This window comes from Candidatus Woesearchaeota archaeon (assembly GCA_021734105.1).
Classification (GTDB): Archaea; Nanobdellota; Nanobdellia; order Woesearchaeales; family SKGA01; genus SKGA01.
In genome coordinates this window covers 1-23,458 of sequence record JAIPJP010000012.1, presented here as the reverse complement: position 1 = coordinate 23,458, position 23,458 = coordinate 1, and the positions used below count along the sequence as shown (strand labels likewise).

The window sequence follows — 23,458 nt, the reverse complement described above, 5'->3', positions numbered from 1 at the left end:
TGTCTTCATCTTTCACAGGTACTATGTGTATATGAAAGGAAGCTAAGGCCATTTATAAATATATGTGTTTAAAGACTTTGATTATATACTGGATCTTGTCATATACTGCCTTGAAGAAAAGTTAAAAAATTCAAATTACAAAAATTATCTACTTCGTAGTAATCGTCTTGAATTTTGATAAAAACTAATTCTTGCAGCGCGAATTAAAAGCTCTTTGCAATAGAAAAAATTCGGGTAAAAACAATCCATTTGAAGAAACAAATTATGTTCGTACTAATTTCGTACACTATAAGGATGTGCAATTGTATCTGCTAAGCTAAGCGATGTACGCTCAACAGGAGGATACATATACGGTTGCATATATTCTTTAATTGAAAAATCTTCATTTTCTTTGAATTGCTCATACAATTTTTTTTGTCGAGAACACATAGGAATAAGTGTGGCTGCGGCCAAAATAAACGTTGCGGCTCGCAAGACAAAACCATTATTTTTAAAAATCCCCCTATATAATGCCTTATAGTATGAAGATCTTTCTTGTTTAGCTTCATTTACCGTTTTGCTAATTGCTTGTTGCCGTTCATACAGATGCTCTTGATTTTTAATAATTGCTTCAAGCAAATCTCTTTTAGGAACTTCTTGAGGAATAACATCATTAGGATTATCATTCACATAACTATCCCTATACAATTGTAATTGCTGAAGAGAATTAAACGAATTATTACATGGACTTTTTTCAAATTTTTTTACCATACAAGAAAAAGAAGAATGAACAAGTCTTCTTAAATATTTGCTCAGAAGTCTACAAAATCAACGCTATCAAAAAAGAAAGGTAAATTATGTGGTAAAAAACTAAGTATAGTTAATCATGAACTACGCCAAAAAACAGGAGATTTTAAAAATAAAAAATTATTTTGGTCTTTTCCCATGAACAAAAAAATACAATTAACACTAGACGATGTAACGCAATCAGACCGAATAGTTATTCCAATTCCTACAATAGTCTTTAATCGACAATTTAAATTAAACTGGAATACACCTGAAAAATTTCTTTATAAGGCAAAGAACCAATGGAAACATGATTTTTATGACTACGTATATCAACTTGATAACTCAACTGAGCGAAACCAATTAGAAAGTAAATATTTCAATGTACCAAGCGCAGAAAAAAGAAAATTCATTAAAGGAATGTCGCCAGAAGAAAACCATCACAGAAAAAGATGCCCTGGAGAAATAATCTTACCAGAACAATGGGAATACCACGTTAACGAAAATAGTACCGGAATTCCTCAAGACATCTATATACAAAACGCACAAGAACGAGAAGTGCAAGGAATGATTTCTCAAAGCGAAACAATCACCCACCCATATAGTAAAGAAAGTATGGCTCCAGAAAAACTTCTTTTACTTGCAAACCAAGATCCAGTGCGAGGACTTCCTGAAAGTCACGTTGTACTCCCCATCTTTAAAGAACATCCAGAATATAAATTTAAAGACAGAGGAGTTGCTCGTTTATTAGAAACAATAACACTAGGTTATGTAAACGCAATTCTTCAGCAAATGCAAGAATAGAAAAATTATCTTGGGAAGTTTTATATAGCACCGGCTTGCTGAAAAGTAGTATGATTACAACTCCATTATGGCTCCTTCATGGCACAATACTTCTTGCTCTTGTTATTGGCAGCATTACTGACCTAAAAAAACGAGAAGTTCCAGACACATTAAATTATGGCCTCATGGGTGTTGGTGTTGTTAGCGGCATCATCTTAAGTATTCTTAATCATAGTATTTGGCCAAGCCTCTCAGCAATCAGTGGTCTGTTTATGGGATATCTGATTGGCGCGCTCATGTATTATACCGGACAGTGGGGAGGAGGAGATGCAAAAATGCTTATGGGCATTGGCGCAATGCAAGGTCTTTTTATACCGGTAGTCAGTGTGTCTGCGTTTGGGGAACTGTTCTCTGGCGCACCTATTTTTATTACCACCATATTTACTATTTTTGTTGCGGGAGCAATATATGGTATTCTTTACACCATGTATCTTGCACTTACCCATTGGAAAGTATTTAAACACGCATTTACCAAAAAAATCCGTGAACCAAAAATCGTAAAAAGACGCTATCTTATTACTGGTAGTGTGGTTGGAGGACTCATCCTCATCTTCATCATACCCGAAACATTTTTCAAAATTAGCATAGGACTTATTGTATTCACCGTCTTTTTTGGACATTACCTTATGCTCATTGGAAAAATTGTAGAAGAACAACTCATGATTACATCCATGCACGTAAGCAAAATAACGGAAGGAGAATGGATAAAAAAAGAAGTAAAAATAAAAGGCAACATTATCTGCGGACCAAAAGATAAACTCGGCATTTCCACCAAACAAATTGCAGAGCTTAAAAAACATGGTGTAAAAACAGTTACCATTAAACAAGGCGTGCCATTTATCCCGGGATTCTTACTCGGCTATATCATTATTATGTTTGTTGGTAACTGGGTTAATTATTTAATTATTTTCTGATATATATCTAGAAATCTTATTTTCTAAACGATTCGAAAGGTTGGTGTAACGGTCAAGAAGATAATCATAATCAGGTTTAATTTTATTAAATTCATCAGCAATCAATTCTAAAGATTGGTTTTCTTTTTTTATATCTGTGATTACAAGTTCTAATGAATCAATGGATTTATAAAGATTATCAATAGTTGAAAGATAATGGTTTTCTTTATCCTTGTAAAAAGAAATTTTCTTTAATAAATCTTCTCTTGACTGTGAAATTGTCGGCACAGATTTCTTTGAGCCATTCAAGTGATACGGAGTGGGTTTTTTTGTCACATCCGTTTTTTGTACTACTGATTGCGAATCTTTTTTAGAATCACGTTGAGAATAATTTCCAACTTTACAACTCCCTAAACCTATCGTTGCAACGGCCATTATAGCAATTAAATTTTTTGTTCTCATAATAAGACACCTCCAAAACGTCTTATCAAGAATAATAACAAAAGTTCAATTTATAATCGACTCAACAAAAACCGAAATATTTTCAGAACACTAAGGGGTTCGCCGAAGACTTTTCAATAAATAATTAACTTTACTATCTTCAGATTCTCTTAACTCCTTTGCAGGAGCAGAATTTTGACTATTTGATTCACTTGCTTTTTTTGCAGCCAGAGGATTTTTTTTAGCCCAAAGAAGTTCGTCAACTTTATCTTTAATAGTTTTACTCAATTCATCAAGCTCTGAGGGATTACCTTGTACTGGTTGCCACAAGAAATTTAATCCATCATTTTCCATACGAGGAACAACATCAATAGCAACACCTTTACCAAAATCAGAGAATAATATGTTTGTGCCATCCGCACCTAATAACTCAAAACCTGCAGTTGCAGCATATGACGCGCCATAAAATAATTCAATAAATTCAACTTCTGATAAATCTTCAAATGAGTTAACTTCTTTAGCAGGCACAACTTGGATGTGACCTTTGCTTGCAGGAGGCATGACAAGATTAAGTTTGATAAAATTGTCAGTAAATAATTCCTTACTCATCGCGTTCCCCCTCTACCGGATTTTTTTGCGATTCAATATCTTCTGAGTAATTTTTAATTTCTGCTTTTCGTAATTTTTCTGCAAGCTTATCAAGACTAATATCCTCAAAAATTGGTTTGATATCTTCACGCATACTTAAAAGTTCTTTAAACTTAATAATATCATTCATAAACAATTCTTTTGCTTTTGGCTTCTTATTAAAATAAGCAAACACTTTTTCTCGCTGCGCAAGAGGATCTTGACCTAAGAACACTTCAGGCAAGGTATCCGATGACAGTGTTTGGGTGTTTTGCGATTCAGTACTTTCTTCTTGTACTCCTTGGTCTGGTTGGTCTAGTTGTGCTAGTTTTTCTGGGTGTGCTTGTCGTGCTTTTTGTTCTGTTTGTGTAGGAATCTGGTTAAGATTCTTAGATAAAGCATCAATATCAACACCGCGAAATAATTCTTCAACTTGAGGATTTTGCTTTATTGTTTGTTTGAACTCATCAGGATTATTTTTGAGAAGATCTTTTACATCAGGATTTTCTTCAATCATTTTTGCAATGTGTTCTCGTTTTGCCGCCATGACTTGTTCGGGCGACGTAGCAGCAATCGACGAATCAGCGTTCTGATTTTCTGGCAAGTTTGTCTTTGTTTGTCGCCCTTCACGTTGAGCGTGATTACGCAACATAATAGTTAAGTTATTTTGTAGTGATGCAGCGATAGTTTCTTGCTCAGCAATTAACGCATCATTTATTGGAATAGCAAAACTGGGAATAGAAGCTTCATCAGAAGGGATAATATGGAACAAAAAATGCGGCGATTGTTGACCAGCAACAGCACCATTTGCAATAAAAATAGAAACACCACTAGTTAACATCACTTGTTTAGCAGCCTTAGCCAACGTTTTTGTTGTTACAAACAATTTTTTGAAAACAGGCGGCGGGACTAAAGGCAATATGGGTATATGCTCTTTGGGCAAAATAAGAATATGACCCTTACTTGCAGGATTAATATCAAGAATTGCTAAAATTTCATCGTCTTCATAAATTTTTTTAGAAGGAATTTCTCCTTTTACAATTTTACAAAAAGGACAATTCTGCTTTTGGAGCTCAGCGATTTCTTCAGGACTCATTTTTTCGAGCTCTTCTTGCGTTACCATGTAAAACATATCAAAAAGAATACTATATAAAACTGTCTTTTCCTTTGAATACTCAAAAAGAATTATGGCCTGTTTAGCGTAAGTAATAACAATCATAAAACACATAGTTTTTCATAGTAATACGAGAAAATGTGTTTCGCGTATTTTCCAGTGAAAGCGGCAGTTTCAGAGCCTCTTTTGCAGGTCTAAAAAACATATAGAACGCAACGTTTATATAGGGTTAGTCTTTCCATTAGACTACAAAAAACAAGTAAAAAAATTATAGAAAAATAAGGGAAAAATCATATTCTCAACCCAATAATATAATAATCCACAATTGATGTAACATGGCAGAAGAAGCTCAATACGGCGCAGGAAATATCACTGTTTTAAGCGGCCTTGATGCAGTACGAAAACGACCAGGCATGTATATCGGATCAACAGGTCCTCGCGGACTTCACCATCTCGTTTACGAAGTTGTTGATAATTCTATTGATGAAGCAATGGCAGGACATTGCACTAGCATTTATGTTACCATAAATAAAGATGGATCGCTCACCGTTGCAGATGATGGTCGAGGAATTCCAACAGACATGCATCCGCAATTTAATATTTCTGCACTTGAAGTGGCTATGACAAAACTTCACGCGGGAGGAAAATTTGACAAAGACAGCTACAAAGTTTCAGGAGGATTACATGGCGTCGGTGTAAGTTGTGTAAACGCACTCTCCATAAAATTAATTGCTGAAGTTCATCGAAACGGAAAAATATACACCCAAACATATACAAGAGGAACGCCTCAAGGACCACTTAAAATAATAGGTGAGACAACTAAACGAGGAACAATCATAACATTTTATCCTGATGAAGAAATATTTCAAGAAACAAGAACCTTTTCATTTGATACTCTCGCAAATAGACTTCGAGAACTCGCCTTCCTTAACAAAGGTATCCGAATAAACATTATTGATAAACGAGATGAAACAAATAAAGAAAAAGATTTCTATTTTGAAGGTGGTATCAAAAGTTTTGTTGAATATCTTAATAAAAAATCAGAACCAATAGATGGTGTTATCTATTTAGAAAAAGCAAAAGACAATATTGAATTAGAAATTGCCATGCAATATACTACTGGCTACTCGGAAAATTTCTTCTCATTTGTAAATAATATTAACACTTATGAAGGCGGAACACATGTAAGTGGATTTAAGACCGCATTAACAAGAGTATTTAATCAATACGCCGAAAAAAATCTTAATGGTAATGGAAAAGGCGCTAAAGGAAAAACAGAAGTAAAACTTTCTAGCGAAGACGTACGAGAAGGATTAACTTGCATTCTTGCTGTTCGAATTCCAGAACCCCAATTTGAAGGACAAACAAAAACAAAACTCGGCAATAGCGAAGTAAAAGGAATTGTTGACTCTATGATAACACAGGGACTCAGTACATTTCTTGAAGAAAATCCAAAAGTAGCACGAGCAATTATTGAAAAAAGTTTTTTAGCAGCAAAAGCAAGAGAAGCAGCACGAAAAGCAAGAGAACTCACACGAAGAAAAAGTGTTCTTGAAAGCAGCACGCTTCCAGGTAAACTTGCAGATTGCTCTGAGCGAGACCCAACCAAAACAGAAATGTATATTGTCGAAGGAGATAGCGCTGGTGGAAGCGCAAAGCAAGGACGTGATCGAGGATTTCAAGCAATCCTACCACTACGTGGAAAAATTATTAACGTAGAAAAAGCACGCCTTGCAAAAATGCTTGCAAATAATGAAATTGTAGCTATGATTACTGCACTTGGTACCGGCATTGGCGATGAATTCATTTTAGAAAAACTACGCTATCATAAAATTATTATTATGACTGATTCGGATGTAGATGGTAGTCACATCGCAACACTAATCCTCACATTCTTTTTTCGTTACATGAAAGAACTCATCGAAGCAGGACATGTTTATTTAGCTCTTCCTCCATTGTATAAACTTCAACGAGGCAAAGAAAAAATATACGTGCAAAACGATGATGAACGAGATAAACAACTTAAAATCATGGGTGAGAATGTTAATATCCAACGATACAAAGGTCTTGGTGAAATGAACCCTGACCAACTCTGGGAAACAACCATGAACCCCGATAGTCGAACACTAAAACAAATTACTATTGAAGACGCAATAGAAGCTGATCAAACATTCTCCATGCTCATGGGCGATGAAGTAGAACCTCGACGACTCTTCATTGAACAAAACGCTCACAAAGTTGAAAATTTAGATATTTAAAATTCATATTCTTTTTTCTTGTAAAAATAAAAAAATTATTTACTAAACAATTCATTATTTTCATTTCTGAGATATTCCATAATTGTAAAAGGAATGTTCCACTGAAATGAAGTGGGGACGTAATCAACATCCAACTCTTTGGCCTGCGTCATAGAACCATCATAACCAGAACCATACATTGCTAACGTAATGTCAGGAAATTGTTCTTTGACTTGCCGCGCTAATTGCAGACCTTGCATAAACTCTGTTGGCGCTCGCTTTCGGTTTTGAAAATAATCTAAACCCTCATAATCGCAGAAAGGTAATTCTGCTAGAGGCATCTTATCATCTTCATAACGATACGATGGTGCCGCAATAAGATGGCTTACAGGCGATTCTAAGCGATGAGCGTTCTTCTCCAGAAAATCCATTGCATTACTTGCACTAGGAGCTACATAACATTCTTTAAAACCAACAAATGTTATACCTTGATTAAGCCATAGACTTACTTCTCGTGGCAAACCAACAGCCAACACAGATTTATTTGGCTTGTACTGTGAAAGTTTGTTCATATCAACTATTGTTTTTTGTAATGTCATTTTCTTTACCTCGTTTAATAGAGTTAGTTGTTATTACTTAGTAGTGTTTTTGACTATTTAAAGATATGTGGGAGATTTTCACCCACAAAACTTATATACTTCCACAACCCCATTCTCATCGTGAGAGACGAACTACAAGCCATTGGCTTTGATGAAAAAGAAACAGACATTTACCTTGCCTTGCTTCGCTACGAACGAGCAAGCGTTACCGAACTACTGAAAGTGACTAATATCGAGCGACGAACCATTTATGACGTGCTTGAGCGACTCATACAACAAGGACGAGCAAGTTATTTTCACGAAAACAACACCCGCATGTATCAAGCAACTGCGCCAGAAGTAGTCCTTGAAGACCTAAAACAAAAAGAACAAGAGTTTGAGAAAGTTATTCCTCAACTTAAAGAACTAGTAGAAACAACTCAAGAAATCAAAGTAGAAATCCTCAAAGGGACACAAGGATTACAAACAATATTTATGGATATGATAACCAATAAATTAGAACACTACGCCTTCGGCGATATTAGTCCATTCATCTATGAAGAAACATATAAAAAAATTGTTAATAAAGCACTTCAAGAACTCGAGCGACTCGGCATAGGAGAAAAAATCATTTATGCACAAGGAGATCCAATTACAACCATAACTACAGGAGAATATCGTGCAATCGATAAAAAGCTCATCACACCAACACCAACAATACTTTATGGAAACACAGTCATACAATTTCTCACTGCAGAACCACTCACCATCATCAAAATAACCAGTAAAGATATAGCAACAACACATAAACAATATTTTAATTATTTTTGGAAATTAGCACAAGAAAACAAACCAAAAGTGAAATCAAAAAAATAAATTAAAACAAACTCTCGGAGGAGAATACCATGAAAACAGATGCATTCAAAAAAAACTTTTTTACCGGATTTGTAGCACTCTTACCTATTGCATTATTACTGCTTGTACTTACCTGGCTGTATCGCATCGTGGTGAGTTTTGTTGCACCAGTCGGCGCAGTCACTGGCACACCCATATGGCTTACCATTATCATCTCACTAGTAGGTGTAGCACTCATCGTCTTCTTAGTTGGCGTTGCTGTTCGCACAAAACTGGGCAGTTGGTTTTTCAAACAAACAGAACGATATATTCTAGCATACATCCCCGGATATAACGCCATTAAAAACCTTATCGAACCATTTGTCGGCGGCGCGTTTAAAGAATCACTACAATCAGCAGTAGTTGTTGATATCTTTGGCACAGGAACACTCATGATGGGATTTATCACCAATACAACACCAGAAAAAAATCTTACAACAGTATTTATTCCGACGGGACCAAACCCTGCATCAGGCAACATCTATCACGTACCCAATAAACGAGTATTCCCCGTGAACACGCGAGTTGATACGATGCTTAAAACAGTCGTTTCTGTTGGGAACAACTCAAACAAAATACTTACCAAAATGCAAAAATAAGGCCTAATCTTTATAAAGAAACAGCTCTTTTCAGAAGAAAATGGTACTTGATAAACTCGGAGAATCGCTTAGAAACAGCCTTGCTAAAGTAGGCAAGGGACTCTTCGTTGACGAGAAGGTCGTTAATGAACTCGTCAAAGACATACAACGAGCACTCCTCCAAGCAGACGTGAATGTCAAACTCGTTTTTAACGTCGGAAAAAATATCAAGGCACGCATGCTGGATGAAAAAACACCAGTAAAACTTTCTAAAAAAGAACATCTCATTAACATCGTTTATGAAGAATTAGTCGCGCTTGTTGGAAAAGGCGATTCCACTATTGATGTCAAGTCTAAGACACGAAGCAACGAAGCTCTTGGTACGACTAAGGCCGAGCCTTTTACCATCATGCTAGTTGGTTTATTTGGAAACGGTAAAACAACAACAGCAGGAAAGCTTGCAAACTACTACAAGAAACGAAGCATAAAAGTTGCACTGCTTTCCACAGACACGTGGCGACCAGCAGCATACGAGCAACTCAAACAAATAGGCGACTCCATTAAGGTTCCGGTTTTTGGGAAGCCAGAGCTTGGCGATCCTGCAAAAATCTACAATCACTTCAAACAAGAACTAGCAACATATGATTTAGTTATCGTTGATACTGCGGGACGAGACGCACTCAATGACGAACTTATCGAAGAATTAAACGATATTAACACAACAGTTGCAGCTGATGAAACACTTCTTGTTATTAACGCAGATATCGGCCAAAGTGCACAAGCACAAGCACAAGCATTTCATGATACATGCAATGTCACAGGCGTTGTTTTAACAAAACTAGATGGTACAGCAAAAGGTGGAGGCGCATTAGTTGCATGCGCAGTTACAGGAACACCAATTAAATTCATTGGCGTTGGCGAGAAAATTGACGCGCTAGAAACATTTAAACCAGAAGGGTTTATTGGACGACTCCTCGGCATGGGCGATTTAGAAGCACTTCTTGAAAAAGCAAAAGAAGCAATGGATGAAGAGCAAGCACAAGACCTTGGCAGAAAATTCCTCAAAGGAGATTTTAACCTGATTGATTTATACGAACAAATGAAGTCAGTAAAAAAAATGGGTTCGCTTTCTAAACTCACCTCGATGATTCCAGGATTTAGCAATATGAACATTCCAAAAGACATGCTCGAAGGACAAGAAGAAAAAATGGACAATTGGAAAATACTTATGAACTCCATGACCAAATCAGAACTTGAAGATCCCGACATTATCCGAGGTTCGCGCCTTGATAGAATCGCCGAAGGTAGTGGTGTTGACATTAAAGATCTTCGACTCCTTCTTAAACAATACAAACAAAGTAAGAAAATGATGAAAATGATGAAAGGCGGCACGGGTAGCGAGAAAGACATGCAGAAAATGATGCAAAAGATGCAAGGTGGCGGCAGAAAACAAGTCAAATTAAAGTAAGCCTGTTAGTATAATAAATCATATAATATATACTTTTTGCATAACCACATAATTATTTAGTCATGCATACTTTTTCTTTTAGTTCCACATTAGTTTCTAAGAATTAAAAAAAACCAGCAAAAATAAATATACTGACTGATTGTATTGATTTATTAAGAATAAAAAAGCAGTCAGATAGTGTCCAAGGCATCGCGTGGTTGTGAAAAGGGTGTGTGAGGTGTGTTTTGGAAGTGAGAACATACGTTGCTTGGACACCTCCAACTATATCACTGTATGGTGGTACTAATATATAAATGTTTCGTTTTTTTGATTACTTCATAGTAACAACAAACAATGGTTCCGGTGATTTATTTATAAATAACTCCTCATTTCTCCCCATTATGAAACTTTACGACTGGCAACAAGAAGCACTTACCACACTCAAACAACACGATTACAACGGCATACTTAAAGTAGCTAGCGGCAAGGGAAAAACAGTGCTCGCACTCACCATTATTGACGCAATCCTTGCGATGAAACAAGAAGGAAAAGCGCTCGTCATCGTACCCACTATTAATTTGATGAAACAGTGGAGCGAGGAAGCTAGGAAATTCTATCCCCAATACACCACCTCATTTTATTATGGACAAGAAAAAAATGAATCAGGAGAAATTGTTATTGCAGTTATTAACAGCGCAGCAAAAATGGAGCTTAATTGCGAGTACGATATTAAAGTCTTAGATGAAATTCATCATTACGGAGCAGAACTTTATCAAAGCATTTTTAGTTTACCCACCCCGCGCACCATTGGTCTTTCAGCAACACCAGAACGAGAAGATGATGGAGACCTTGCCATTCGCTACGGTGCTGGTAAAATAGTTTACGCATTATCTAACCTGAAAGAATTGCGTGAACGATTCAGCCTGTGGACTATTCGCGTTCCATTCACACTTGATGAATATCAACATTATACTGATTTACAAAACGAATTCTATAAACTACTGCATCTTTCAGGAATTAAACACGGCCAAATAGAATATCAAGCGAAACGAGGAAACAAATACGCATTACATATTCTTAAAATTTGGTCTAAACAAACGTATCTACGAACTAACGCACGAAATAAAGTGTTTGTAATTAAAAATATTTTATCTAATGAACAAGAAAATAAAACAATTATTTTTTCTGAAAGTATAGAATTTACCGAAACACTCCATCAAGCAATTCCAAAAAGTATTATTGTGCATAGTAAACTATCTAAAAAAGAAGTCTTAAACAGACTTGCAGTGTTCAGGGAGCAAGAGACGGGTGTGTTAATTGCGCCAAAAATGATTGATGAGGGATACGATGTTCCTGATGCAAACGTTGCAATTATTGCAAGCTTTACTCGAAGCGCCCGACAAATGATACAACGCGACGGACGATTACTTCGTAAAAATGATTATGTTCGTCGCTATACATTACTTATTGAAGGAATAGAGGAAGAAAAGTTTTTTACTATACTACGGAAGACAGGAACGACAGATATTGCGTTTGCAGGCGAGTGGCTACGATGGAATAATGGCTTTATTGATGATAATGATGCAAAAATACATTTGAAAACATTTCTCTCGCATAGCAGTCACGAAAGCTTCGAACAATGGCTGTTTAAGAAATTAGATATGGCGTCAGCAAAACAGCAATTAGATTCTGAGTTTTATACAATGCATCATGACAGTATTGAAAGGCTTTTTAATGAGAATCCTGACCGTTGGCCCAATTTGCAGAAGCGAGTGGAGCAAGAAGAGGAAGGGCGAGAAATAACCCATCATTATTCTGTCCAAGAATCTGAAGAACTCAAAGAACAACTGCGAAAAGTACGGATTCGGTTGTTTTTACCTGATGAATTCTTCCTCACAATTATGAGGTATCTAGATGGTGAGCCAATGGTCTTAGATGAAGACACAAAAAAAGGAATTCTGAGCTTGACAAGACATGATGAGAAGCCTCCAGCATGGCCTGAAGAACTTTATGAGGCTTTAAAAATACTTTCAGAAAAGATATAAAGAAGGTTTGTTTTTAAAATAAAATGACTAAGGAAATTAGTATTAATACTTTAATAGAATACTTTGAATCCAAGTCCAACAAATTACAATGGGCATATAGTCAAAAAGAAACCAACACCCAGAATCAAAACAATAAGTTTATTACAACAATCCAACTAATACTAACAACAATAGTTCTAATTATTACTGTTGCAAATCTTTTATTAACACCTATTTCAAATTATTATACAGGAACACTTATCCAAAACCAAGATTCTATGACTAATTTAGCAGCTGGAAGTCTTAACAACATAACTAAACAACTACTCAATGCAACCATGTCTAGTTATGAAATAGCCAAAGAAGGATTTGTTAAACAAACAAACACAACAAGAATGATTTTCTTTGGTTTGTGTATATTTGTTGTTTTAATATTATTAATACTTATTTATTTAACGTATTATGGGAATAAAAAAATAATAGAAGAAGAAATAACCCAAGAATTAAATGACATACTAAATATATTAACACATTTACATTTGATTAAAATTAAACTGGGCAATATAATTAAAAATAAAGATATTATAGAACTCATTGAGCCATTTTATATTTCTACGCAAGATTACTTGGTTAGAACTAGAAAAACAACAGAAATAATCCTAAGAAAAAAGTAAAAAAATTATTCCTTCTTCTCTTTTTCTTTCTCTTCAACTTCTGGCTTCATAGTTGGAAAGAAAATAATGTCCCTGATGGATTCTTGGCCGAGCAAAATCATAATCATTCTATCAATACCAATACCAATACCACCAGTTGGCGGCATACCAGTTTCAATTGCATGGAGAAAACTTTCATCAAGAGGATTAGCTTCTTCATCACCAGCATTCAATTGTCGCTGCTGATCTTCAAAAAGTCTTCGTTGCTCAACAGGATCATTTAATTCACTATAAGCATTACCTAACTCAACACCCATACATAAAGGCTCGAACTGCTCAATAAGCCGCTCATCTCCTTCACGTAATTTTTTACAAAGCGGTGTTGATTCTCGAGGATAATGTGTAATAAATGTCGGATTAATATATTTGTCTTCGCAGAAATGCTCAAAAATAGCTAAGACCATATTACCCCAATTCTTCTCTTTTTCAAAATCAATAAGATTTTTATCGATAACATCTTGAAGATCATCAACTGATGCAGTGCTCGCATCAATACCTGCATGTTCTTTAATTGCGTCAAGCATAGGAACTCGAGCCCAAGGTTTAGCAACATCAACTTCTTTGCCCTTGAAAGTCACTTTTGTTGTTCCTAAAACTTTCTTTGCAACAAATTCATACATAGACTCCATTAAATCCATCATGTCATTATAATCAGCATACGCTTGATATGCTTCAAGCATAGTGAACTCTGGATTATGCGTTGTGTCAATACCTTCATTTCGAAAATTTTTGTTAATATCAAAAACTTTCTCAAAACCACCAACGATGAGTTTTTTAAGATATAACTCAGGACTAATTCGAAGATACATATCCATATCTAATTCATTGTGATGCGTCATAAAAGGTTTTGCAGCAGCCCCACCATATTGTGTTTGGAGAATTGGCGTTTCCACTTCTAAAAAACCACGCTGTATCATAAACTCCCGAATAGCCTGCATAATTTTTAATCGTTTGACGAAAACTTCTTTACTTTCAGGATTAGTAATTAAATCAAGATGACGCTTTCTATATTTGAGTTCAGTGTCCTTTAGACCATGATGTTTTTCAGGAAGAGATTCGATTGCTTTACACAAAAGCGTAACAGCTTTAGCATAAACACTAATCTCGCCAGTTTTAGTGGTGAAGACATCACCCTCAATTCCTAAAATATCACCCAAGTCAAGTTTTTTTATGATGAAATAATTTTCTTCACCAACATCATCTTTTCGAATGTACGCTTGAATTCTCCCTTCACCATCTTGCAGTGTGAGAAAAGTTGCTTTCCCCATGTTTCGAAGAAGCACAACACGGCCAGCTACTTTCTCTTTGGCAGAGGTTTTAGATTCAGGAGCGAGGTCTTTATGTTCTTCTTTAATTTGAGCGGACTTCTTACCAGGTTTGAAAAGATGCGGATACGGCTCAACGCCAGCCTGCCGAAGCTCATTAAGTTTTCTGACTCGTTCCTCTTTAAGTCTATTTTCTTCTACCATAACACTTGCAAAAGAGGATTGAATTTATAAATATTGGGGGTTTGGAGGCTCTAGAAAGTTTAAATTAAGATTTCATAACGATTATCGCCATAAGTAACATAAAAATCAGGATTATTTAATTTTGTCCAATAATCACCACTCGCTCGAATAATTTCATTTCCATACTTATCTCTAATTTTTGAATGAGTTCCTTCTTCAAGACCTTTAATAGCTTCTTGATAGAACTGAACAATATCAGTATAAGATTTTCCTTCAGAAACAGGAATTATTATTGGAATAGATTCTAATCTTCCAACATCCACATAGTTTCCATCACTTTGACCTATTTGAGTACTTTCAGTTGATTCAACAAAACAATAACCAGAAGTTCTAAAACTAAATTCCTTAGGACAAGATATTCCTGCAATAGCATGATTCTCTTCTGGGAAAATTATATATGCTGAACCAAAACCTAACTCCCTTAGTAACATCACAATAAGTTCTGATTTCTCGCCGCAAATACCTGTATAATCAAATAAAACTTCATAAGGATAACGTTCTACATGGGTTTCAAAAGTTTCTATTGCATAATTATCATAGGGAATCATTTGTACTAAAGTTATTGCAATTCTTGCTTGCTCTTGGGAGTCATTAGATAATAATTTAATCTTTTCAGCAAGAACTTTCACTTCAACCAATTGATTAGGCTCATCAATCGTTTTGAAAAGAAAATCTCTCTCCGTTGGAGGGGAATCATCAGAATCGTAATAAATCAATCGTTCCAATGAAAATAAGTACGAATCTAAATCCGAATAAACATCCAAAGTGAGTCGCTCTCGCGTTCCAACTACACCAGTTCTACAAAACGAAAAATTTCTAGTTATAGAATCTCCAAGAGAATAATTAAATAAATTTGATTTTGTATTTATTTTTTGTTCAATCTCTTTTTGATCTAAATAATCAGACATGTCATTATTTGAAAATTCAAATTCCACAGAATCATAAACTGAATAATCTTCATCCACAATATACTCGAATGAGTAATTATCTCCTCTGAAAAAAGTTTCTAATCGTATAACGCCCAAATCAAGATTTGTAGAAGGAACTGTCAACAAACCATCTTCAAGAAAACCTAAACTAACATTGTTCATGAAAACTTCACCTAAAGCACCAATTCTTGACTCTGAATGAATGAAAAAAAGCTCTGTTTGATATTCAGATTCATAGTTTAAATCACAAGAAGTGAAAAGCAAGAGTGGTACAAATAAAACAAATAAAAGACGAATCATACTAATTTAAAGTCAAAATAATTTATAAATATGGATTGTTTGGAGGCTCTAGAAGACCTATTAGCACAAGATTTTATAAATAAAGCACAGATAGAGAAGTTCTGAATGGTTAACACAATAGAAATTACTGAAGCTCTAAAATTACCTAGTGAAGATGTTGTTTTTGTGGATACTCGCAGTCCAAAAGAATTTGCTGAAGATAATATCCCCGGAGCAATTAACATTCCTATTTTTTCTAATGAAGAACGAGCAATAATTGGAACGCTTTACAAGAACAATCAAGTAGAGGCATATCAGCAAGGATTTGGTATTTATAATAGTAAAATTCTAGATTTTATTGAACAATTTAAACAAATACCTCTTGAGAAAAAAATAATTATTTATTGTTGGCGAGGAGGAATGCGCTCAAAAACAATAGCAGAACTTATTGCGTCAAAACGAACAAACGTCTACCAACTTATCGGCGGATATAAACAATTTCGAGCAGTAGTACGTGAAGAGTTAAAAAATTACGAGCCTCCATTTACATTCATTGTTTTGCAAGGACTTGCAGGATGTGGAAAAACAGATTTAATCAAAAAGTTATTTCCTACAATAAATTTAGAAGGATACGCACATCATAGAAGTTCGCTCTTTGGCGCATTAGGATTAAAACCAGTAAGTCAAAAAATGTTTGAAAGTAGACTCTGGAAAAAACTTCACGAGTTAGAAAGCGAGAAAATAGTTTTTATTGAAGGAGAAGCAAAAAAAATTGGCGATATTTTTGTCCCAGAAAAAATATATGAAACCATGCAAACAGCACCAACAGTCAATATTACTGCAAGCATAACAACACGAAGCAAACGAATAGTGCAAGATTATTTCACCCATAATGAAGATGAAGAAATCAAAAAAATCATTATGAAGCTCAAAGTTTATTTAAGTACTAAACGCTGCGAAGAATTATGTGCACTTGTTGATGAAAAGAAATACAAGCAGCTTGCAGAAGCACTTCTTATAGAGCATTACGATAAACAATACAAACATGCATTAACAGAGCAAAAGTATATTGCAGAAATATGTAGTGATAATATTGATGCCGCGGTAAAAGAATTAGAACAAATAAAAGCGAATTAATCCTTTTACAAAAATTTTCTAAAAAGAAAATAAGTCCCCTCCGAGAAACCGCCCAAGGCGATAATCTTCGCAGTAAGCCCCTCTCAAGGTAAAAACCCCTAATTCTAAAGATTCTCTAAGAAGGGTAGAAGGGAGAGTGGTTTATAAAGGTAGATGCGAAATTATCCTAAAATAAGAATAAAGCTTAATTATAACTCACACCTAGAAGCAGTTACAAACAATCATTTCAATAACAAAGAGCATACGCAATACAAATATCACTTGCCCTCGACAATATAAAAGAGGTCAAAAAAAATAAAAAAAATAAGTTGATTTATTATTTGAAAGGAGATTCTAATAATTTCAAGGAAGAAGTTCCAAAATCAATCTCCGCTAAAGCACCAAGAGGTAAAATTATTTGAGGATCAGTATGACCAAAATCAACATTAATTATCAAAGGTAAATCAGCCTTATTAAATTCTTTTAAAACTTTAAGAATAGTTTCTTTTAATTCAATTTTCTCATCATCAGAAAATCCTTTGGGTCTGCCAAACATCAAACCATTAATTTTATCAAAAACACCTTGAATTCCATAATTCCTTAACCAATATTCAATATATTTTGGCGAAGGCACATCTTCAGAAGTTTCAAAAAATAAAATTTTATCATTCCAAAAGTTAGCATCTGGCCAAAAAGTTGTTCCCTTGAGAAACTCTAAAACCTCAATACAACCCCCAAATAAAGTGCCTTGAACAATGCCATCGCCCTGTACAAAATTAAATTTTTCAACATTATCAATATAACCAGTATTTTTTTTAGTTAGATTTTCAGGATCAGCCCAGCTCAAATAATTGTTTACATATCGTTTAAAAGGAACATAAGAAAATGTTTCCCATTCACCAAATAAAAATGAATCAACATGCTCAATAAAATCACTCTCCAAAGAATGAGATTCCGCAAACCCAGCCATAACAGAAGGACCATTAAAAGTTACCAAACCTAACTGATTTAGAAAAATATTGAAAACTGAAGTATCTGAATAACCCATAAAAAACTTAGGATTCTTTATGAAAATATCTTTATTCAAATGAGGTAATACCCGAACACCATCACTACCACCAATTATTGAAATTATTCCTTTTACAGCAGGATCTAAAAATTGATTATGTAAATCTTCAGCTCTTTTTTCTGGTGAAGCATGCAATTCAGCATCAGTCAAACTTAAAGTATTTCCTCGCTTAACTTTAAAGCCAAATTCGTCTTCTAAACGACGAATTCCTAAGTCAACGATATGAGGAAAATGATCATGACCTCCCCAAGATAAAGCAACAACAGCAATCAAATCACCTTTTTTCAGTTTTGATGGTTTTTTCATATAACAGCAGAAATAAAACTACCTTAAATAAGTTTCCTTTAGAACTTGATAAAAAGTTATTACTTTAGCAAATGAATGCATAACCAATTAAGTTTTTAAATAAGCTCAAACTTATAAAGATTTAAAGGTTAAAACACATAATGACAGATAAAAAAGACAATAACAACATCAAAAGCTTAAGTTATACTGATTTTATTAGTTTTATTAAAGAAGAAAACCGACCTTCAGGCGGGAAAAATACTGTTCGAGAAATACTAAAAAATACATTTAGTTCAAAAGAAACTAAAGTCCTTGAAGTAGGATGTACAAATGGATTCTCGAGTCTTGAAATTGCTAGAACAATAAAATGTCAAGTAGTTGGAATTGACATCAACAAAGAATCAATAAAATTAGCAAATAAAAGAAAAAACAAAGATGCGACAATTAGCAATCTAGTCACATTCAAGGAAGCAAGTGCATATGACATTCCTTTCAAAGACGAATCATTCGATTTACTCTTTTGTGGAAATGCAACATCATTTATGGATGAGAAAGAAAAAGCAATAAAAGAATATAAAAGAGTAGTAAAACAATGGGGTTTTATAGCAACAAGTCCAATCTTCTACGTAAAAGAAACTCCTAATGAGATTATAGAAGCAACAAGCAAAGAAATTAATGGAAGCATAAAAAAATACACTAAAAAAGATTGGAAAGACATGTTTGAAGAAAAAGGATTTGAAATATATTATTCAAAAGATTACGAGTTCAAATTTCTAAGTGAAACGGATCTAGAAGAGTATGTAAGTTATTTTCTAAAAAAAGAACACATAAAAAATCTTTCGAAAGAACAACAGAATCAAATATACAATAGATGGAAAAAAACAATTTCAATATTCAATGAAAACTTAAAATATACAAATTTTTCCATAATGATATTAAGAAAACGATTCGAAAAAGAAGAACCAGAAGCATTTCTAGCTAAAGAGATTAAGTAAAAATGGTAAGACCATACAAAACAGACGGAAAAGAAGTAAAATATGTTGGAAACAAGATATTCGCTGAAATAAAAGATATACTAAACAAAAAATATAGTGTTACAGAATTAGAGAACAGAGTGCATTCATTTGATGAAGAACCTTTTTGGGAACACATAGCCAAGATAAACGATAGAATATTCATTTCCACAACAGAATATTTTACTGAACTAAAAGCAATGTTCACATTATTACCCTTAACAACCAGAATGATCTCATCACCAGGAGCCGTTTATGGAAAGGAAGCAATAAATTACACGACAGATACTTGTCCAATTAAACTTGATTGGTTTAATCACGATAAAAAAATATTTTTAGCAGAATCATCTCAAATATATTTAGAATTATCATTAATTCAAAAGAATATAAGTCAAGTGTATGCAATATATAGTTCATTTAGAAAGGAAGAAGCTGACGCAACACATTTATCTGAATTTCACCACATAGAATACGAAGGTCAAGTTAATCAAGAAGAAAACCAGCAAATAGCGTTTGAAATGATTAAACGAATAATTAACGACCTAGTAACTCATAATCTCGATAGTTTAAAAATATTCTTGGTTGATGAAGATATTGAAGAACTAAAAGAAATTGCAAATCAAAAAAGCATGAAAATAATAACGTTAAAAGAAGCATTAGATGAGTTATATAAAGATACTCAAGATGAAAAGTACAAAGAATTCACATTAAAACATTTTGGTTCTTGGGAAGAAATTAGAATTACAGAAATATATGGTAGTCTAATAGGTATAAAGGATTTTCCATTACTAGAAGTTCCATTTTACCATGCGACAATTGAAGGTAGTGAACCTCGAATTGCAAACAACTTAGACATCATTTGGCCAGGATATAGAGAAATTCTCGGAAGCGGACAAAGAATCAAAAGCGAAGAAGAACTAAAAGAAAAATCAAAAATATTCAATCTGCCAATGAAAGACTACCAACCATATATACAATCAAGACAATTTAGCAACTACAAACCATCATCCGGTTTCGGAATGGGATGGGAACGATTAATTCAAGGATTATTAAAAATGCCATTCATTTGGTCTGCAAGTCAATTTCCAAGAGTAGATAAAACAATAAAGCCATAAAATGATGCAAATTGTAACAACGAAAGAATCTGTCGATAAAAGTATAAAATACATATTTTCAAACGAAGAAGGAATTAAAGTTGAATCAATATATTTCACATACATAGGTCAGCGAAAACACAAACCAATTGAAATCAATACGCTTTGTATTTCATCTCAAGCAGGATGTCAAATGGATTGTTCATTTTGCGCTACTGGAAAAGGCGGATTTTTTGCGAATTTAACTGCAGAAGACATGCTACAACAAATAACCAGCATAAATAAAGATCTTGCATCAAGAAATAAACCTGAAGCAACATCATATGCAATTATGGGAATGGGAGAACCACTAATGAATTTTGAAGAAATTTGCAAATTCTACAAGGACGTAAAAAAAACAAAACCATACATCGATCCAATATCCATATCCACCGTTGGCATAACACCAAAAATTAAAGAACTAGCAGATAATAAAGAAGTAAATTTTAAACTTTTTGTTTCAATTCACTCTCCTTTTGATGAAGAAAGAAATAAACTAATTCCAATAAATAAAAAATACCATTTAAAAAAACTCATAGAAACCTGCGAGTACTATGCAAAACAAAAAAATGAACGTGTTGAAATGAGTTATATGTTGATTAAAGGATTTAACGATACTAAAAAACATGCAGAAGAATTTGCAAAACTATTAAATCCTGATTACTTCGATGTCCAAATATTGTTATTTAATTCAATTAAAAATAGCACATATCAAAGACCTAGTGAAGAAGACGCAATACAATTCAATGAAATAATAAAAAAATATGGAATCGTTAGCAATGTGCAAATTAGCAAAGGAGTAGATGTTGATGGTGGGTGCGGGCAATTTATCCAAGATAATAAAAAAAAATCCGCCAAAAAAGAGAAACCATTATAAATTTGTTGTTATCACTAAGTAATAACATGGTGGAAATTAAAGGGCGAATAATTAACCTAAGCAAGGAAAAAAGCCAAATAGGCTACGGATTCGTACAAACACAAGACAAATATTACAAAATCACCTACAATAAGCATAAATTTAGTTTAAAAAAGGGAGATATCGTTCAAATAGAAGGAGAAAAGTCTCCTGAAGAAACGTCAAGAATTAAGGTCAACAATATTTCAATAATACATAAAAACCAAACTATACTTCCAAACAACGATTATTTCAAAAACCCCAAAAATCAAACAAACAGATATCTTGATTTAATATGCAATCCGGAATCATTCGAATTCTTTAAGAAAAGAAACCAAGTAATTAGACGATTTAGAGAATACCTGTGGAATAAAGATTTTGATGAAGTTGAAACAGGAATTCTAAAATCTAAGCCTTACGCATCAAAAGCAGATAGCTTCAAAACAGAGCAAAAATCAACAAAAAAAGAATTATTTCTAAAGAAAACCAGCGAAATTGAATTAAAAAAACTTTTAATAGGCGGATTCGAAAGAGTTTTTGAAATAGGTAAAATATTTAGAAATGAAGGAAAATCAAAAAAACAATTACCTGAGTTTTCTTGCGTAGATATCCTTATGAAATACAGCGACTATAAAGAAATGGCAGATATTGGAAAAGAATTGTTTTCTATTGCATATAAAATATTTGAAGAAGAAGAGCCTAAATTTCAAACACGCATATTCTCAGAACTATTAAAGCAAAATGGTTACACGCCAACTGGAACAGATAAAGATTTCAGAATATTCAACAAAAAAATAATGCCATTATTAGAAGAACCAACAATAATATATAATTTCCCACATACATTAACTCCTTTATCAAAAAAGTCAGAACTAAATGAAAAATTTTTAGAGGATTTCAAAATATGCTACAATGGAATGGGAATAATGCATGGGCATTCATTAGAAACATCCGTGGATCAAATAATTATAAACGAAAATAATCAAATAGAAGAGTTAGGACTATCGCAAGAAGAAGTTGATTTGAGTGGTCGAGAAACATTGAAATACGGGCTTCCACCCACATCAGGACTAAGTTTAGGTATTGAAAAAATATTATTAGGTATTTCAAATAAAAAAGATGCTAGAGATACAACATATTTCCCGCTATTTTAAGTGACGCAATAAATTAAGATATTCTTCAGGATACCACAAATCACATTCTTTCTTATATCTCCGATAAACTAATCTAGCCAATTCAGGAGTATAATAATCCTTCCAAGAATATTTCTTTTTTGTTTTATTGATATGTGGCGGATTAGCTAACAAAAATTTCTTTTTAAGAACAGCAAAGTCTTCTGAAAAATTCTCCATACGACCAATAAAATCAACTACAAGTTTACCTCGCCTGTAAATTCGAGAATACTGTGATTGAAAATGAGAATCAGATAAAAAGTCAGGTAACTTAGCCACTTTCTTAACAAATTGTGCAAAAGAATCAGTCTTTTTTAAATAGCCAAACAAATAATACTTTTCAAATAAAAATATTTTATCCCATCGTTCATATTCTTCAAATTTATTAACATAACAAGAAACCAAACGCTCAAAGGGATTTCTAATAAAAGTAAACGAATAATGCGATTTAAAATCAGAAGACAATTTTCCAACATTTTTTGACAAACCATCGTTAAAATGAATTGAATGATTCGATTTAACAAAAGGAACTAACGAACTCTTAATTGAAGAACAAGCATTTTTTGGAAGAACTAAATACGCAATCTTTTTTTTAGGCGGAATTACAAAGAAACGAGGATCAACAGAACCATATAATAAAAGAGACAAAAACCAATAAGAATAATTAGTATAATTGTCTTTCATATACATTAAGTGCTTTCTCTTCAAATAGCGTATAAACATAATAAATAAAGGGTTTAAGCCAATATAAAACTTTGGTAAAACAAGGGTTTGTCCCAAGTCTCTAACTTTTTAGAAAGAAATATATGCTCCCACTGCCAAAAGTAGCATTGTGGGAGGGAAAAACAGATTGAGGCTGTTTTTCCAATGAAGAAAAAAGATAGATTAATTAAAAAAGTTAAGCA

Annotated in this window: 22 protein-coding genes; 13 read left to right on the top strand and 9 right to left on the bottom strand. The window is 33.7% G+C overall.

What is annotated here, in order from left to right; translation table 11 throughout:
* Positions 1 to 273: 273 nt before the first annotated feature.
* Entirely contained in the window at positions 274 to 750 is a 477-nt protein-coding gene (locus K9M74_03090) for a hypothetical protein (GenBank protein MCF7798864.1), read from the bottom strand.
* 174 nt (positions 751 to 924) lie between these two features.
* On the opposite strand from K9M74_03090, the gene K9M74_03085 reads away from it, so the two are divergent.
* Together K9M74_03085 and K9M74_03080 are read left to right on the top strand one after the other, a co-directional pair.
* A complete protein-coding gene (locus K9M74_03085) occupies positions 925 to 1,569 on the top strand; it encodes a hypothetical protein (GenBank protein ID MCF7798863.1) in 645 nt (214 codons plus the stop codon).
* A gap of 50 nt (positions 1,570 to 1,619) precedes the next feature.
* Positions 1,620 to 2,522, top strand: a complete 903-nt coding sequence (locus K9M74_03080; GenBank protein ID MCF7798862.1) for an A24 family peptidase — start codon at positions 1,620 to 1,622, stop codon at positions 2,520 to 2,522.
* Here K9M74_03080 and K9M74_03075 read toward each other — a convergent pair.
* The 3 genes from K9M74_03075 to K9M74_03065 all read right to left on the bottom strand — a co-directional run bounded on the left by K9M74_03075 (position 2,508) and on the right by K9M74_03065 (position 4,692).
* Complete coding sequence (locus K9M74_03075; GenBank protein ID MCF7798861.1) at positions 2,508 to 2,963, bottom strand: hypothetical protein; 456 nt, start codon at positions 2,961 to 2,963, stop codon at positions 2,508 to 2,510. The two genes, K9M74_03080 and K9M74_03075, sit on opposite strands and share 15 nt — an antisense overlap.
* 90 nt (positions 2,964 to 3,053) lie before the next feature.
* Complete coding sequence (locus K9M74_03070; GenBank protein ID MCF7798860.1) at positions 3,054 to 3,551, bottom strand: hypothetical protein; 498 nt, start codon at positions 3,549 to 3,551, stop codon at positions 3,054 to 3,056.
* Positions 3,544 to 4,692, bottom strand: coding sequence for an HIT domain-containing protein (locus K9M74_03065; protein ID MCF7798859.1), 1,149 nt, complete (start codon positions 4,690 to 4,692; stop codon positions 3,544 to 3,546). Before K9M74_03065 ends, K9M74_03070 begins: the two co-directional genes overlap by 8 nt.
* Positions 4,693 to 5,018: 326 nt before the next feature.
* On the opposite strand from K9M74_03065, the gene gyrB reads away from it, so the two are divergent.
* Positions 5,019 to 6,941: a DNA topoisomerase (ATP-hydrolyzing) subunit B gene (gyrB, locus tag K9M74_03060; protein ID MCF7798858.1), complete on the top strand. Its 1,923-nt coding sequence runs from the start codon at positions 5,019 to 5,021 to the stop codon at positions 6,939 to 6,941.
* A 35-nt stretch (positions 6,942 to 6,976) separates the two neighbouring features.
* Here gyrB and K9M74_03055 read toward each other — a convergent pair whose 3' ends face one another.
* Positions 6,977 to 7,519 (bottom strand): hypothetical protein, encoded by a 543-nt coding sequence (locus K9M74_03055; GenBank protein MCF7798857.1) that lies wholly within the window; start codon positions 7,517 to 7,519, stop codon positions 6,977 to 6,979.
* A 120-nt stretch (positions 7,520 to 7,639) separates the two neighbouring features.
* On the opposite strand from K9M74_03055, the gene K9M74_03050 reads away from it, so the two are divergent.
* From K9M74_03050 to K9M74_03030, 5 genes are all read left to right on the top strand, one after another.
* A complete protein-coding gene (locus tag K9M74_03050) occupies positions 7,640 to 8,374 on the top strand; it encodes a helix-turn-helix domain-containing protein (GenBank protein ID MCF7798856.1) in 735 nt (244 codons plus the stop codon).
* A 29-nt stretch (positions 8,375 to 8,403) separates the two neighbouring features.
* A complete protein-coding gene (locus K9M74_03045; protein MCF7798855.1) occupies positions 8,404 to 8,991 on the top strand; it encodes a DUF502 domain-containing protein in 588 nt (195 codons plus the stop codon).
* 40 nt (positions 8,992 to 9,031) lie between these two features.
* A complete protein-coding gene (locus tag K9M74_03040) occupies positions 9,032 to 10,438 on the top strand; it encodes a signal recognition particle receptor subunit alpha (GenBank protein MCF7798854.1) in 1,407 nt (468 codons plus the stop codon).
* A gap of 380 nt (positions 10,439 to 10,818) precedes the next feature.
* Positions 10,819 to 12,462 (top strand): DEAD/DEAH box helicase, encoded by a 1,644-nt coding sequence (locus K9M74_03035; protein ID MCF7798853.1) that lies wholly within the window; start codon positions 10,819 to 10,821, stop codon positions 12,460 to 12,462.
* A gap of 23 nt (positions 12,463 to 12,485) precedes the next feature.
* Positions 12,486 to 13,115, top strand: coding sequence for a hypothetical protein (locus K9M74_03030; protein MCF7798852.1), 630 nt, complete (start codon positions 12,486 to 12,488; stop codon positions 13,113 to 13,115).
* A 5-nt stretch (positions 13,116 to 13,120) separates the two neighbouring features.
* Here K9M74_03030 and lysS read toward each other — a convergent pair whose 3' ends face one another.
* The gene (lysS, locus tag K9M74_03025) at positions 13,121 to 14,623 is read right to left on the bottom strand and encodes a lysine--tRNA ligase (GenBank protein MCF7798851.1); all 1,503 of its coding nucleotides are present in this window, start codon (positions 14,621 to 14,623) and stop codon (positions 13,121 to 13,123) included.
* Positions 14,624 to 14,682: 59 nt separating this feature from the next.
* Entirely contained in the window at positions 14,683 to 15,891 is a 1,209-nt protein-coding gene (locus tag K9M74_03020; GenBank protein MCF7798850.1) for a hypothetical protein, read from the bottom strand.
* A 105-nt stretch (positions 15,892 to 15,996) separates the two neighbouring features.
* Between K9M74_03020 and mnmH the strand changes: the two genes are divergently transcribed.
* Entirely contained in the window at positions 15,997 to 17,007 is a 1,011-nt protein-coding gene (gene mnmH / locus K9M74_03015; protein ID MCF7798849.1) for a tRNA 2-selenouridine(34) synthase MnmH, read from the top strand.
* Positions 17,008 to 17,323: 316 nt separating this feature from the next.
* On the opposite strand, the gene K9M74_03010 is transcribed toward mnmH, so the two are convergent.
* Positions 17,324 to 18,361 (bottom strand): LD-carboxypeptidase, encoded by a 1,038-nt coding sequence (locus K9M74_03010; GenBank protein MCF7798848.1) that lies wholly within the window; start codon positions 18,359 to 18,361, stop codon positions 17,324 to 17,326.
* Positions 18,362 to 18,501: 140 nt separating this feature from the next.
* Here K9M74_03010 and K9M74_03005 point away from each other — a divergent pair, with 140 nt between their 5' ends.
* From K9M74_03005 to K9M74_02990, 4 genes are read left to right on the top strand one after another with little or no spacing between them, the layout of a single operon-like run.
* Positions 18,502 to 19,335 carry a methyltransferase domain-containing protein gene (locus K9M74_03005; GenBank protein ID MCF7798847.1) on the top strand — a complete coding sequence of 278 codons (834 nt, stop codon included), beginning with the start codon at positions 18,502 to 18,504 and terminating at the stop codon, positions 19,333 to 19,335.
* Between the two features lie 2 nt (positions 19,336 to 19,337).
* Complete coding sequence (locus K9M74_03000) at positions 19,338 to 20,468, top strand: asparagine--tRNA ligase (protein ID MCF7798846.1); 1,131 nt, start codon at positions 19,338 to 19,340, stop codon at positions 20,466 to 20,468.
* A gap of 1 nt (position 20,469) precedes the next feature.
* Positions 20,470 to 21,363 carry a radical SAM protein gene (locus K9M74_02995; protein MCF7798845.1) on the top strand — a complete coding sequence of 298 codons (894 nt, stop codon included), beginning with the start codon at positions 20,470 to 20,472 and terminating at the stop codon, positions 21,361 to 21,363.
* Positions 21,364 to 21,389: 26 nt separating this feature from the next.
* On the top strand, positions 21,390 to 22,535 hold the full coding sequence (locus K9M74_02990) for a hypothetical protein (GenBank protein MCF7798844.1): 1,146 nt from the start codon (positions 21,390 to 21,392) through the stop codon (positions 22,533 to 22,535).
* On the opposite strand, the gene K9M74_02985 is transcribed toward K9M74_02990, so the two are convergent.
* Positions 22,527 to 23,243 carry a sulfotransferase family protein gene (locus K9M74_02985; protein ID MCF7798843.1) on the bottom strand — a complete coding sequence of 239 codons (717 nt, stop codon included), beginning with the start codon at positions 23,241 to 23,243 and terminating at the stop codon, positions 22,527 to 22,529. The two genes, K9M74_02990 and K9M74_02985, sit on opposite strands and share 9 nt — an antisense overlap.
* Positions 23,244 to 23,458: the final 215 nt, after the last annotated feature.